Annotated in this window: 11 protein-coding genes; 6 read left to right on the forward strand and 5 right to left on the reverse strand. The window is 59.9% G+C overall.

The genetic code is table 11. The features are described 5' to 3' along the window. Nucleotides 1–217 precede the first annotated feature (217 nt). Together ispF and ACVWYY_RS02320 are read right to left on the reverse strand one after the other, a co-directional pair. Nucleotides 218–691, reverse strand: a complete 474-nt coding sequence (gene ispF, locus ACVWYY_RS02315) for a 2-C-methyl-D-erythritol 2,4-cyclodiphosphate synthase (RefSeq protein WP_457402470.1) — start codon at nt 689–691, stop codon at nt 218–220. 364 nt (nt 692–1,055) lie between these two features. Beyond that, complete coding sequence (locus ACVWYY_RS02320) at nt 1,056–1,349, reverse strand: TIGR02450 family Trp-rich protein (protein ID WP_457402408.1); 294 nt, start codon at nt 1,347–1,349, stop codon at nt 1,056–1,058. Between the two features lie 110 nt (nt 1,350–1,459). Here ACVWYY_RS02320 and ACVWYY_RS02325 point away from each other — a divergent pair, with 110 nt between their 5' ends. Then, a complete protein-coding gene (locus ACVWYY_RS02325; protein ID WP_148202694.1) occupies nt 1,460–1,894 on the forward strand; it encodes a hypothetical protein in 435 nt (144 codons plus the stop codon). Nucleotides 1,895–1,974: 80 nt separating this feature from the next. Here the strand turns inward: ACVWYY_RS02325 and ACVWYY_RS02330 are convergent, their stop codons facing one another. Then, a complete protein-coding gene (locus tag ACVWYY_RS02330) occupies nt 1,975–3,285 on the reverse strand; it encodes a UbiH/UbiF/VisC/COQ6 family ubiquinone biosynthesis hydroxylase (RefSeq protein WP_457402406.1) in 1,311 nt (436 codons plus the stop codon). A 480-nt stretch (nt 3,286–3,765) separates the two neighbouring features. Between ACVWYY_RS02330 and ACVWYY_RS02335 the strand changes: the two genes are divergently transcribed. The 4 genes from ACVWYY_RS02335 (at nt 3,766) to recN (ending at nt 9,829) form a co-directional block, all read left to right on the forward strand. Continuing rightward, a complete protein-coding gene (locus ACVWYY_RS02335; RefSeq protein ID WP_457402405.1) occupies nt 3,766–5,118 on the forward strand; it encodes a TldD/PmbA family protein in 1,353 nt (450 codons plus the stop codon). Between the two features lie 71 nt (nt 5,119–5,189). Next, entirely contained in the window at nt 5,190–6,659 is a 1,470-nt protein-coding gene (locus ACVWYY_RS02340; protein ID WP_457402403.1) for a glutamate-cysteine ligase family protein, read from the forward strand. Nucleotides 6,660–6,893: 234 nt separating this feature from the next. Further along, on the forward strand, nt 6,894–7,928 hold the full coding sequence (locus ACVWYY_RS02345; protein WP_457402402.1) for a M14 family metallopeptidase: 1,035 nt from the start codon (nt 6,894–6,896) through the stop codon (nt 7,926–7,928). A 194-nt stretch (nt 7,929–8,122) separates the two neighbouring features. Beyond that, nucleotides 8,123–9,829: a DNA repair protein RecN gene (gene recN / locus ACVWYY_RS02350; RefSeq protein ID WP_457402400.1), complete on the forward strand. Its 1,707-nt coding sequence runs from the start codon at nt 8,123–8,125 to the stop codon at nt 9,827–9,829. Nucleotides 9,830–9,864: 35 nt separating this feature from the next. On the opposite strand, the gene ACVWYY_RS02355 is transcribed toward recN, so the two are convergent. Together ACVWYY_RS02355 and ACVWYY_RS02360 are read right to left on the reverse strand one after the other, a co-directional pair. Then, nucleotides 9,865–10,572, reverse strand: coding sequence for an ABC transporter ATP-binding protein (locus ACVWYY_RS02355; protein WP_457402398.1), 708 nt, complete (start codon nt 10,570–10,572; stop codon nt 9,865–9,867). Continuing rightward, nucleotides 10,569–11,387 (reverse strand): ABC transporter ATP-binding protein, encoded by an 819-nt coding sequence (locus ACVWYY_RS02360; RefSeq protein ID WP_414329274.1) that lies wholly within the window; start codon nt 11,385–11,387, stop codon nt 10,569–10,571. Before ACVWYY_RS02360 ends, ACVWYY_RS02355 begins: the two co-directional genes overlap by 4 nt. Before the next feature lie 325 nt (nt 11,388–11,712). Here ACVWYY_RS02360 and ACVWYY_RS02365 point away from each other — a divergent pair, with 325 nt between their 5' ends. Then, nucleotides 11,713–12,966, forward strand: a complete 1,254-nt coding sequence (locus ACVWYY_RS02365) for an ABC transporter substrate-binding protein (protein WP_011432413.1) — start codon at nt 11,713–11,715, stop codon at nt 12,964–12,966. Nucleotides 12,967–13,145 lie beyond the last annotated feature (179 nt).

The following is a 13,145-nucleotide window of genomic DNA, read 5'->3' on the forward strand; positions in this document are numbered from 1 at the left end:
CCTGTGCTGGAGGCGCAAGCGCTCCACACCACTAAGGCCCTCACCCCCAGCCTTTCTCCTAGAAGACTGGCCCGCGCCCCCGGCCCTTTTCCCAGAGGGAAAGTTGGGGATCGAGGCGACGGGTGGTTTCACGGCGATTTTGCGGGAGCGGTTGCTTGCCAGTTTGGCAGCTCGGGCAGGGCGATGACCAGGTTCTTTTCAGACTCTGCTGGGAAGGTTAGCACTCCAGCAACAGGGCTACTGCGAAGGCAGCAATGGCCTCTCCCTGACCTATGGGGCCCAGTTTTTCGTTGGTGGTGGCCTTTACCCCCACTTGCTTAGGGGAGATCTGCATTGCCTCGGCTAGACGGGCTTGCATGGCGGGGATGTGAGGTTTGAGCTTCGGCTGCTCCGCCACCACCACACTGTCCACATTGACAATTCGCCAGCCTTCTTGGCTCACCAGTTGCACCACTTGCTGTAGTAAAAGGATGCTGTCTGCCCCTTTCCAACGCTCTTCTTCAGGGGGGAAGTAGTAGCCAATATCCCGCAGAGCGGCAGCCCCCAGGAGAGCATCCATGATGGCGTGGGTGAGGACATCGGCGTCGCTATGGCCCAATAGCCCCTTTTCGTAAGGGATCCGGATCCCGCCCAGGATCAGGGGGCGCCCCTCGACGAGGCGGTGGATGTCGTAGCCCTGGCCAATGCGCACTTTTCCGGCTCCCTTGGGAAAACCATCGAGACCCTTGTCGACCATCGCCCCCTCCGAGGAGCTAGGGGGATGGGAGTCGAGTAACCGACAAGCAGCTTTTGAGAACGCCTCTTTCTATTCTGCCGGCTCCAGAGGGGAATAGCAGATGGGACAAGACGAACCACTGTAGCAGTCGAAGCAGATGAGGTGAGACTTCCCGTAGGGATTGGCGCAGCGCTTGGCCCACTGATAATCGCTGTAGCTAAGATCTTTTCCGCAAACGTCACATCTGGCCATCCCGCTTTCTTCTCCTCAAGCTTCCGAATTAAAACACCACACTAGAGAGATGATCCTAATCGATCCCTGAGCCCCAGCTTGAGAGAAACTATCCCCCAGCCCTGTCCAGAAGGGGATCCTGCCGCCCACAGGGGATCCCGTCTTCGAGAGGCGTCCAGCCCGGCTGCCAAAGATCCCGGTTCTTCAGGGTGGCCGCGTTGACCCAGAGGCGCACCTGGGGATCGCAGACGGCTCTGAGCTCGGCAAACACCAGCCCTCCTTCCCCTTGTTGGCGAGCGGTGACCTGAAAATGTCGCCAACCCAGAACAGGCTGAGCGGAAGTCCACTTGGAGCCAAGCAGATGGGGAAAGCGCTGTTTTTGGCGGGGCTTGCTGCGGGCCATGGGTTGAGAACTTGTTGCCACCCTTGCCTGTGGGCGAGCAGGTCTGCTGTCGGCTTCTGAGAACGGGATGAAGTTGGATCGGGAAGATCGATATGATGGCTAGGGGTGCTATGGCATCCCAACCTACCCACTTAGCCTATCCAACAATGGTGCAAAACGGGCAAAAGCTCGGGTTCTTTTGGCGTCAGGTGTTCCTGAAAGGGATCCTCCTGCTGCTCATCCTGGGCGGTCTGGTTTTGGGAACGGGACTGCCTCTGGTCGCGGCAAGTAGTCCTACTCTCTCCGGAAAGCTGACGGGGCCAGAGTGGCGACAAGCGGATCCGGAAGCCAAGCAGGACTTTTGTCGCAAAGCCTTTCAAGCGTTTCGCGCCTCTCCTTCCCAAAGCTATATCATCAGCTCCAATGTGCAGGCTTTGACCCCAGAAGGTTTGTGTCGGCGCTTGGATCAGTTTTATCAATATGCCGTCAACGACGAGATCCCCATCAACCAGGCGGCCAATATTGCCCCATTGCTGTTTTCAGACTTACCCCTGGAGCAGCCTTGATCCCTGTGGAGCGCTTGGTCTGCTGGGGACAAAGGCGGCGGGCGAGGATCTGGGCCCAGCTCTCAACAGTTTGGCCGGATCTAGACAGGCGTAGCCAGAGGTTCCGGGGGTGCAGGGAAAGGGAGCTGCTGCAGTTGGGGTTGGTGGGGGCGGATCCCCATTGCTTGGCGCATCAAAGCAGGCTTGAGCAGCGGCAAAACCTCCAGTCCCCACAGGCCCAGGCAACGCAAGACCAGCAACGGCCAGCTTCGGTTGGAAAAGAGGCGATTGGCAGCATCGGTTGCAAAAAGAACCAGCGCGTTTTCTGGGCGGCGACAGCGCTCGTAGGCTTTTAACAAAGCCGGATCGCCGGGATCCCGGCCCGCCATTTTGGCTTCGATCAACAGGGCAGCCAAGGCCGCCACATCCCGCATGCCCAGATTCGCTCCCTGCCCCCCCAGCGGATGGGTGGTATGGGCAGCATCCCCCACCAAAGCCAGCCGGGATCCGATATAGGTTTGGGCATGGGCCCGCTGTGGCTCATAACAGGCTCTGGGAGAGGCCGCCAGCAAGGCTCCCAACTGGGATCCAAACCAAGGCCGGATGGCCTGCAGAAACTCAGCCTCAGATAAGCCCATCAGCCAATCTCGATCCGCTTGGCGAACTGTCCAGACGACGCAACTGCGATGGGGATCGGAGGTGGGCAAAATGGCGAAGGGACCGCTGACCTGAAAGCGCTCGTAGGCCACCTGCCGGTGAGGATGCTCATGGGTGAGGGTGGAAACGATGCACACCTGCCCATAGCCCCAGCAGGATAACGGGATCCCAGCCTGTTCCCGCAGCCGCGAACGGGCCCCATCTGCAACCACTAGCAGAGCAGCTCGCAGAGTTTGCCGGGATCCCTCCTGGGCCAGCTCTACCCGAATGTGATCTGCTGCAGGGGAGAAACTTTGCACCTGAGCAGGGCTGAAAAGGGTTACCGAAGGGCACTCGCGAATGCGCTGCAACAGGGCCTTTTGGGTAATTTGATTTTCCACGACGTAGCCCAGCGCCGGCGCTTGGAGCGTTTCGCGGCACAACTGAGCCATCCAGGGGCTTTCCCCATCAGAGACCTGAATGCGGTGAATGGGAGAAACTCCCCAGGCTTCCATGAGGGGCCACACCCCAATTCGCTGCAGAATGCGGGCTGTCCCCAGAGCCAAAGCGCTGGCTCGGCCATCGGGCCCCACCCCCTGCGAGAGATCCCGCCCCTCGATCAGCCCAACACGGATTCCGGCCTGACCCAAAGCGGCTGCCAAGGTGGATCCCACCATCCCAGCTCCGGCAATCACCACCTCGAAGTCCAGTCGCCTTGGCTTGGCTGCTGTCGGAGCAATGGCTAGGGGAGCAGCGGAAGTGGGCAAAAGGCTCATGGGCACTCACGGCAAGTAGGCTTAACTTCCATTCTAGGGTTCCTGCACCTGGCAGGCCGCCGAGGATCAAGCAGTAAATTGGGTCAAAGTGCTACGAGGGATCCCTTTTGATCTCAGCCCCTTTGTTTGCTGCTGCAGGGTGGAATCCCTGTGGGTAGCTGATACATTTACGCTGAACACTGCTGAACATCACTGTTCAACTATGCAGCGATAGCATTCTGTTTGTTTCCATTCGCGTTAGCGGGACGGAGTCCAAACAGAATGGCGGTATCCCGCAAAGCTTTGAGTAGAATACCCAAAGCGCAGTTTCCGTGTCGTCTTACTACCAATTTTCTGCTTTGCTTTGGCTACCATGTTGGCAGACTCGAAAGTAAACAGAAAGATCAACTGGTAGTAATCCGTACTGAACATATTATACATTATTTTCAGTATAGTCGAGCTTATTATTGACTAGAGTCATGCTCTTGCCATCTCACTTTTATGCCCAGCTCCATCATTTCCCCGGAAAACCTGCTGGATCTCTGTGAACAGGGTGTGTACAAGGCGTTGGCCGCTGGAGCCGACCAGGCAGAAGTGTTTGCCAACTCAGGCCGGGAAACGGAAGTCACGTTTGAAAAAAACGACCTGAACCTGGCCCGCAGCAGCAGCGAGACCCTGTTCGGCGTTCGGGTTTTCTGTGGCGGCAGGCTGGGCTTTGCCACCTCCAACCGCCCGGAAGAGTTAGCTGAGACGGCGGCTGAGGCTGTGACCATGGCCAAGGCTTCGCCGGCGGATCCCCTCAACGGGCTGCCGGAGCCCCAACCTTTGCCCCAGGTGCCCTTTGCCCTCGACCCAGGCCTGCTGGAACTGGATGCCGCCGAGCTGACCCAGTTGGGATCCCAATTGCTGGAGTGGGTGCGCTCCAAAGACCCTCGCATCACCATCGACAGCGGCTCCCTCAGCGTGGAGGAAGAGACCCTGGCCATCGCCTCTTCCACCGGCATCCGCGCCAACCATCACAGCGTGGAAGCGGGGGGATCCCTCTTTGGCATGGCCATTGATGGGGACGAGGTGGGCAGCTTTGCCTACGACGGCGACAGCGTCCAGAAGCGGGCCGATCTGGTGCCGGCGCTGGAGCGGGCTTTTGATCGCTTTGTCCAGAAATGCGTGGGCGCGCTGGGGGCTGGCGAGGGGGAGAGCTTCCGCGGCCCCATTGTCCTGCCGCCAGATGTGGTGGAGGAGTTTCTAGGGGATCTCCTCTTTGTGCTGGGGGCGGATGCGGTGCGCAAAGGCAAAAGCCCCTTGGCGCAAAAAATGGGATCCCGGATCGCCAGCCCGTTGCTCACCGTGGTTTCTGAAGGCCTGGGCCTGCCCGGCTACCCCATTGAGCCCTTCGACCGCGAAGGGATCCCGCGCCAGATTACCCCCCTGATTCATGAAGGGATCCTCTGCAACTTCATGTACAACAGCTACGAGTCCCGCGCTGCTGGCGTTCCCTCCAACGGCCATGCCACAGGGGGAGCAGGCAGCCTGCCGGGAGTAGGGCCGGCTTGCCTGAGGGTGGCCCCAGGGACAACCCCCCTGTCCGAGCTCTACGCGATGGATCGGGGAGTTATCGTCACCCGCCTCTCCGGCAGCAGCAACCCCATTACCGGTGACTTTTCTGGGGTGGTGAAAGGGGGCTTCTTGGTCAAAGGCGGCGAGAAACGCCCCATCCTGGAGACCACCATTGCCGGCAATCTCTACGATTGTTTGCGCAATATCTCCGCCATTTCCCAGGAAGTAACGGTTTTCAACGGCACGGCTGCCTTTCCCGCCCTGCGCATTGAAGATGTATCCATCACTGCGGGCTAAGTAAAGCTAGGGGTGTCGAGATCCCGGCAACAGCGATTAACCTCATTCCCAAAAGCTGCGGAGTTGTTCCCATGGGCCAGGAGATCACCTGCCTCCGTTTTGGTACTGCAGACTTTGCTCAGTTTGCAGCTCGGCTCCAGCAAGAGACGAAGTTGCTCGAGCGCTGGTTGGCCGGTGCGCCGGGGCTGGATCCCGCCTGCCGGCCCTTTGCCCAGGGATCCCCGGTGGGCGGGTTTGAGCTGGAGGCGTGGCTGGTCACCCCTCAGGGAGATCCGGCCCCGATAAACTCAGCCTACCTGGAAGCGGTGAACGATCCGCTGGTGGTGCCGGAACTGGCCCAGTTCAACGTGGAGATCAACAGCCGGCCCCAAGTTTTGGTCGGCTCGGCTCTGCGGCAGTTTCAGCAAGAGCTGGGCCAAACGTGGGATCGCTGTTGCCAAGTGGCTGAATACCTGCAGGCGGGGTTGATGATGATTGGCATCTTGCCTACGGTGCAGCAACGGCAATTGACCCTGAAGATGATCTCGCCCCGCAAGCGTTACCTGGCCCTCAACGAGCAGATCCTGAACTTGCACCGGCGCGAGCAATCCCCAGGGATCCCTTCCCTGGGGCTAGATATCGAAGGACCGGCTGGGCGGTTGCGGGTTACCCACCCGGACATCATGCTGGAGGCGGCGACCACCTCTTTCCAAATCCATCTGCAGGTGGCCCCCCACCAGGCAGCCCGCTACTTCAACGCTTCTCTCATCGCCTCGGCCCCTTTGGTGGCGCTGGCGGCCAATTCCCCCTACCTGTTCGGGCACGATCTGTGGGCAGAAACCCGCATCCCTTTGTTTGAGCAAGCTTTGGATGGGCCACCCCCGCCCTCCCCCACCCACTACCCCCGCGTCACCTTCGGGCAAGGCTATGTACAGGGATCCCTGATGGAGCTGTTTTGGGAAAATGTGCATCGCTACCCGGTGGTGCTGCCGCAAACGTTGGCCGCCTCTCCCTGGGAGCTGGCCCATCTGCGCCTCCACAACGGCACCATCTGGCGCTGGAACCGCCCCCTCATCGGCTTGGATCCGGTTCCCCATCTGCGCATCGAACAGCGGGTGGCGGCGGCAGGCCCAACCCTACCCGATATGATCGCCAATGCGGCCTTCTACTTTGGTCTGGTGCAAGCCTTGGGATCCCAGCCCGTTTCCCCCGAGCAGGAGCTGAGCTTTGCCCAGTGCCGCGCCAATTTCTACACGGCGGCCCGCTGGGGTCTGGAGGCCCCCATCACTTGGCTCAAGGGTTGGCAGGGATCCCTGCGCCAATTGCTGCTGGAAGAGCTGATCCCCCAAGCAGAGGCGGGTTTGGTTCAACTGGATCTAGCCCCCTCCGATATTCAGGAGTACCTGGGCATTCTCCGCGCCCGGGTGGAGTCGGGGCAGAATGGGGCCACCTGGCAGCGCCGCTATGTGGCTCGGCATGGTAAAGATATGCAACAATTGACCTGTGCCTACTGGGAACGGCAGCGGCAAGGCCAACCGGTACACACCTGGGATCTCAGCTAGGGCTCTCTCCACAGCCGGTTGTACCAGCGGTGGGCCACCGCGGTGGCAGGACGGATCCCTGGCCCGCATCTCGAGTGGGCAAACTCTCTCTCAGATGGCCTTGTTGCGACCCGAGCTACCGCAGCGAAACGGTTCATTCGCGACCAAGGACTTCGTTGGACTTCTGCTCCCTCCTACCCCAGGGAGAGAGGCCAGAAGCCAGAAGTTTGAGTCGAGCCTCTTAACCCAAACAGTATGCTCACCGTTCTCGATCATCTACCGGATCAACTGCTGGATCTAGAGGCCCATCAGCTTTACGACCGATTGGGTGGGCCAACCCTCATCCATCTGCCGGGACGACGGGATCCCGCCCTGTTTGTGTCCGTCCTGCTGCACGGCAACGAAACCACCGGTTGGCAGGCGGTGCGACAGCTTCTCCGCCGCTACAGTCCTCTGCACCGCTGCCGCGAACGGGAATTGCCCCGCTCCCTTTCCCTCTTCATCGGCAATGTTCAGGCAGCCCGTCAAGGACAACGGCGGCTGGACGGCCAACCCGACTACAACCGCATTTGGGGCTCCGGCTCCACCCCCGAACATGCCATGGCCCAGGCCGTCCTTCAGCAAATGCAGCAGCGGGGCGTTTTTGCCAGCGTCGATATCCACAACAACACGGGCACCAACCCCCACTACGCCTGTGTCAATCACCTGGATGCCCCTACCCTGCACCTGGCCACCTTGTTTGGGCGCACCGTTCTCTATTTCACCAAGCCAGAAGGGGTACAGAGCATGGCCTTCGGGCGCTTCTGCCCGGCGGTGACCCTGGAATGCGGCAAGCCGGATCAGCCCCACGGCACCCAGCATGCCTACGAATTTCTGGAAGCCTGCCTGCACCTGTCGGCGATCCCGCAGCGCCCTGTCCTCAGCCAAGATATTGACCTCTTCCACAGCGTCGCCATTGTCAAAGTCCCGGATCAGGTGAGCTTCAGCTTTGGGGAAGAGGATGGCAACCAAGAGGGATCCCCCTCTCACATCCGCTTCCCGCCGGATTTGGATCTCCTCAATTTTCGGGAGCTTCCCCCCCACACCCCCATTGGCTGGACGAACAACGGCTTCCACCTGGAGGTGCAAGACGAGCAGGGCCAAAATGTGGCGGATCGCTTTTTCTATGCCTGCAACGGAGAAATTCGCACCAGCGTGCCCATCATGCCGGGCATGCTCACCCTCAACAGCCGCATCATCCGCCAAGACTGCCTCTGCTACCTGATGGAGCGCTACCCCCTGGCCGGCTGAGCCGGGCTGCCAATTTCCCCGAGGGGATCCCCAAACCAGAACGGGTGGTGCTCCCCACCCCTGCAATAACAGACTCCCCGCTGGCCGCTGTACCCGTCCGCCGAGGGATGGTGGGTACGCTAACGTGGGACAGAGCGACCCCGCAAGCCCTATCCTGAAAACTGCCAACGGCACGCTGAGCCCACGGGATCCCTATGTTGCGCCTGCTGCGGATCGAGAACTTTGCCCTGATCGAGCAATTGGAGATCCCCTTTCGAGCGGGGCTAAACGTGCTCACCGGAGAAACCGGGGCCGGCAAATCCATCATCCTCGATGCTCTGGATGCAGCTCTAGGAGGTACAGCTCGGGCTCTGCGAACTGGCAGCGAACGAGGTCTGGTGGAAGCGATCTTCAGTCCTAATCCTGAACTGCAAGCCTGGCTAGAACAAGAGCACATCGACCCCCTAGAGGAGGGCCTGGTTTGTAGTCGCGAGCTGGTGTTGCGCAACGGCAAGCTCACCAGCCGCCTGCGGGTGAATGGGGTGCTGGTGAACAAAGCCCAGATGCTCAACCTGCGGGCCAAATTGGTAGAGATCACTGCCCAGGGGCAAACCGTTCAAATCCAATCTCCCCAAACCCAGCGCCGTTGGCTGGACGACTTTGGCGGCGAAGAGTTGTTGCGAACACGGGCGGAGGTGGCTGCCCTTTACCAAACCTGGAACCAACTGAAAACAGAGGTGGAATCCCGCCGGCAAAACCAACAACTGCGCCTGCAACGGCTAGACCTGCTGGAGTTTCAAGCGCAAGAGCTGGCCGCCCTGCGCCTGGAGGATCCCGACGAAATGGCCAAGCTGGAGCGGGAACGGGAGCGCCTGGCCCACCGCGTGGAACTGCAACAGCAAAGCTACGAAGCTCACCAATTGCTCTATCAAAACGACAGCGGCTCACCGGCCATCGCCGATCTGTTGGGCCAGGTAGAACGGTTGCTCCAGACCATGACCCAGCGGGATCCCGACCTAGCCCCTCTGGCGGAAATGGTCAGCAGCGCTCTCATTCAGGTGGAGGAGGTGGGGCGAGAGCTAATTCGCTACGGCGAGACGCTGGAGGCGGATCCCGGTCGATTGAACAAAATTGAACGGCGCTTGGCACAACTGAGACAAGCCTGCCGCAAATACGGCCCGACCTTGGCCGAGGTGATGGCCCATGCGGAGCGGGTGCAGGCGCAGTTGGCCCAACTGCGAGGAGACAACACCGACCTAGAGGAATTGCAGGTGCGGCTGGACAAAGCTGCCCAAGACCTGGAGCGCCATTGCCAGGTGCTCTCTCAACTGCGGCAACAAGCGGCCCGTCAACTGGAAAAGGCTCTCATAGAAGAGCTCAGGCCGCTGGGGATGAGCGCAGTGCAATTCCGGGTGCAGATCCAACCCGGCCCCCCGACGGCAGAGGGGGTGGATCAGGTGAGCTTTTGGCTCAGCCCCAACCCGGGTGAGCCTCTTCAGCCCTTGGCCAGCATCGCCTCCGGCGGCGAGATGAGCCGTTTTCTGCTGGCCTTGAAAGCCGTATTCAGCCGCATCGATCCGGTGGCCACCATGGTTTTCGACGAAGTCGATACCGGCGTGTCCGGCAAAGTGGCACAAGCCATCGCCACCAAGCTGTACAGCATCGCCCGAGATCACCAGATCCTCTGCGTCACCCACCAACCCCTGATCGCTGCCTTGGCGGATCACCACCTGCGGGTTCACAAGGTGGTGCACCAAAAACGAACTTCTGTGCGGGTGGAGCTTTTGGGAGAACGGGAACGCCGCGAAGAACTGGCCCAACTCACTGCCGGTCACTCTGCCCAAGAAGCGATGACGTTTGTGGAGGCTCTTCTCAACCAAGCAGCTCAACTGCGCAAGCAGCAAATGGCCAGTCCCGCTTGACTCTCCTTCTGGGAAAGGGGAGGGGGGTGAGGGCCTCAACCACCCAAGAACAGCTCCAGCACCTCAGGATTGTTCAACAAGTTGGGGCCAGTATCCTCAAAGCGGTTCTCTCCGGTGGACAAGACATAGCCCCAGTCCGCCATCTTCAGGGCCTGCTTGGCATTTTGCTCCACCATGAGGATGCTGATGCCGAGACGGTTGATCTCTTGCAGGAGGGCGAAGGTCTGTTCTATGTACAGCGGTGACAGGCCGGCGGTCGGCTCATCCAGCAACAACAACTGCGGCTCCACCATCAACGCTCGCCCTATGGCCAGCATCTGCCGTTGTCCACCCGATAGGGATCCCGCCGCTTGGCGTCGTTTCTCTTTCAGGGGCGGAAACAGCTCATAAACCCGCTCCAGTTGGGCGGCAGGGTTGTCGCGTCGGATGAAGGCCCCCATCTCCAGGTTCTCTTGCACGGTGAGGGAAGGAAAGACATTGTTGGTCTGGGGCACAAAGCCGATTCCCCGCTGCACCAGTTGCTCAGTGGGCAGGTGGGTGATGTCGGATCCCTGAAACAGCACTCGGCCTGAGCGGATGGTGGCCAAGCCAAATAAGGATTTCAGCACCGTCGATTTGCCGGCTCCATTGGGGCCGATGATCACCACCATTTGCCCGGGGTTCACCTTCAGGTGGATCCCTTTGAGGATGTCCACCCCCCGGTAGCCGCTGTAGAGATCCTGGATGTCCAGCAAAGGGGTCATGAGAGGGATCCCTCCGAAGGCAGAGGGGAGGGCTGGGGTGGGTTTAGGGAGTCGGCCAGTGCCACAGATCCCAAATAGGCCTCCCGCACGGCTGGGTTTTGTTTGATCTCCTCCATGGATCCCTGGGTGAGAACCTTGCCGGCAGCCATGACCACCACATGGTCGCAGAGACGGGTCACCAGATCCAGGTCATGCTCGATGATGCAAAAGGTGCAGCCCCGCTCGCGGTTGAGATACTCGATAAAGCGCATCAAATCCGCCAGCAGGGTGCGGTTGACGCCAGCCCCCGGCTCGTCCAGCAGGATCACCCGTGCATCGGTCATCAAGGTACGTCCCAGTTCCAAGAGTTTTTTTTGCCCCCCGGAAAGGGTGACGGCCAGTTGATCCCGCAGATGGATCAGGTTCAGCCGTTCCAGAACCTCTTCCGCCCGAGCTTGCAGGTTGCGTTCTTGTCGTTGCACCCGCCGCCAACCGAACCAAGTGGCGAACAGGTTTTCCCCTATCTGGTTGGGGGGAACCACCATCAAGTTCTCCAAGACGGTCATGCGGCCAAACTCCCGCGGGATCTGAAAGGTGCGCACCAGCCCTCGACGGAACAGATGGTGAGGGGGCAGGCCGGTGATGTCTTCCCCATCTAGCCAGATGCGCCCGCTGCTGGGCCGAATAAACCCGGCAATGATGTTAAAGAGCGTGGTCTTCCCTGCCCCATTCGGGCCGATCAAGCCCGTAATCCGACCGGTTTCGATGCGGAAGGAACAGTGATCCACCGCGCTAATGCCGCCAAACCGCTTGGAGATGTCGTCGATAACAATCACGCCGCTGCCTTGGGAAAACCCCGCCGACCGATGAGTTCAGTATTTCTCAAAATATAATGAGCCCAATGGCCGAGTTTGCCCATTATCCTTCCTGGATTCCTACAGGGGCAACTGCCTTTGGAGGCCGCAGCCAGCCCTACAGCAGCCAAGGAACGGGCGAGATCCTGAGTCTGGCCCGCCTGTTTCCCGGAGCCATCTTTTCTTGAGGAAGTGGGGAACGCTTTGAGGTGAGTCAACGTCTGACTGCTACGACTCAACACTTGACTTTACTTGACCTTTGGGATCTGAGTTCTACTTTCTCTTCCCTCATAGGAGGTTGTTGGTTATGTCTCCCATGAACAAACTCACCCGACGGGCCTTTGCGGCGGCGGCTGCCCTGACGGCTGCTGCTCTTGCCACCACTCTGCTGCCCAGCACGGCTCAGCAGGCCACTCAAGGGCCGGTCAAAATTGGGGCTTTAATGTCTCTCACCGGGGATTTGCAGGCCTTCGGGGAAAACTGCCTCAAGGGGATCAAGCTGGCGATTGACCAAATCAACGCGGCTGGCGGCATTTTGGGATCCCCTGCCCAAGTGGTCGAAGCGGATGACCAGACGTCGGCTCAGCCGGCTATCGACGCAGCTCAGCGGTTGGTCACCGTGGAGAAGGTGGCCGGCATCATCGGCGCCTTGGGCAGTGGCATCACCATCCCGGTGGCCACGACGGTTTCTGTTCCCAATCGGATCCCGCAAATTTCCCCCGCTTCCACCGCTCCTACCATTACCACCCTGGAGGACAACGATTTTCTGTTTCGCACAGTTCCTTCCGATGCCTATCAAGGGGTAGCCCTGGCCCAGATCACCCGTGAAGAGAAGCTGGAGCGCCTGGCCATCATCTACATTAATAACGACTACGGCCAGGGCCTTGCCGACAGCTTTAAGACTGCTTTTGAAAAGCGGGGCGGCACCATCACCAAGTCGGTTCCCTACGAGCCCGGCAAGGCTTCCTATCGCAGTGAGCTGACCCAACTGAAGGAAGGGGATCCCCAGGCGTTGGTGCTGATTGGCTACCCCGAAAACGGTGTGGTCATTTTGCGGCAAGCTTTGGAAGAGGGGCTGTTTGACCGCTTTGTCTTCACCGATGGCATGCGCTCTCCCGATGTGGCAGCCCAGGTGGGAGCCGAAAAGCTAGAGGGATCCATCGGCGTTTCGCCCCAGGCCCTCACCGATAGCAAGGCTTACCAAATCTTTGCCGAAGCCTACAAAGCCGCCTACGGGGAGCTGCCCCCCACCCCCTACATTGACACCGCCTACGATGCCGCTTTTGTCCTGGCTCTGGCCATTCAGAAAGCCGGCAGCACCGATGGCACTGCTGTTCGGGATGCTTTGCGGGAAGTGGCCAATCCCCCCGGCACCGAGATCCTGCCCGGAGAGTGGGCCAAGGCGGTGGAGCTGATCGGCAAAGGGGAAGACATCTTCTACACCGGCGCCTCTGGATCCATCAACTTCGATGAGAATGGGGAGGTGGCCGGCACCTTTGCCCACTGGACTTTCCAAGGGGGGAAGGTGGTGGATCTGAAGGTGTTTGAGCCGGAGAGCTGATTTTCCCCTGCGGCTCCTGAGCGGGGGCCGGTTTCTCCTTCTGAGCTCCATCAAGACAATCCAGACGAGCAAGACGGGCCTGCACAGAGTACCCTCTGCAGGCTTTTTTGTGGGCCTGGGCCGCGCGGCTGTACGTCCCCAGCAGGGATCCCTCCCCATCACGTAGCTTTTTTTGCTTT

Source organism: Thermostichus sp. MS-CIW-34 (assembly GCF_054060435.1).

Coding starts and splice junctions, on each gene's coding strand:
- ACVWYY_RS02320 (WP_457402408.1), bottom strand. CDS start 1,349: ATGGCCCGCAGCAAGCCCCGCCAAAAACAGCGCTTTCCCCATCTGCTT.
- ACVWYY_RS02325 (WP_148202694.1), top strand. CDS start 1,460: ATGGCATCCCAACCTACCCACTTAGCCTATCCAACAATGGTGCAAAAC.
- ACVWYY_RS02330 (WP_457402406.1), bottom strand. CDS start 3,285: ATGAGCCTTTTGCCCACTTCCGCTGCTCCCCTAGCCATTGCTCCGACA.
- ACVWYY_RS02335 (WP_457402405.1), top strand. CDS start 3,766: ATGCCCAGCTCCATCATTTCCCCGGAAAACCTGCTGGATCTCTGTGAA.
- ACVWYY_RS02340 (WP_457402403.1), top strand. CDS start 5,190: ATGGGCCAGGAGATCACCTGCCTCCGTTTTGGTACTGCAGACTTTGCT.
- ACVWYY_RS02345 (WP_457402402.1), top strand. CDS start 6,894: ATGCTCACCGTTCTCGATCATCTACCGGATCAACTGCTGGATCTAGAG.
- recN (WP_457402400.1), top strand. CDS start 8,123: ATGTTGCGCCTGCTGCGGATCGAGAACTTTGCCCTGATCGAGCAATTG.
- ACVWYY_RS02355 (WP_457402398.1), bottom strand. CDS start 10,572: ATGACCCCTTTGCTGGACATCCAGGATCTCTACAGCGGCTACCGGGGG.
- ACVWYY_RS02365 (WP_011432413.1), top strand. CDS start 11,713: ATGTCTCCCATGAACAAACTCACCCGACGGGCCTTTGCGGCGGCGGCT.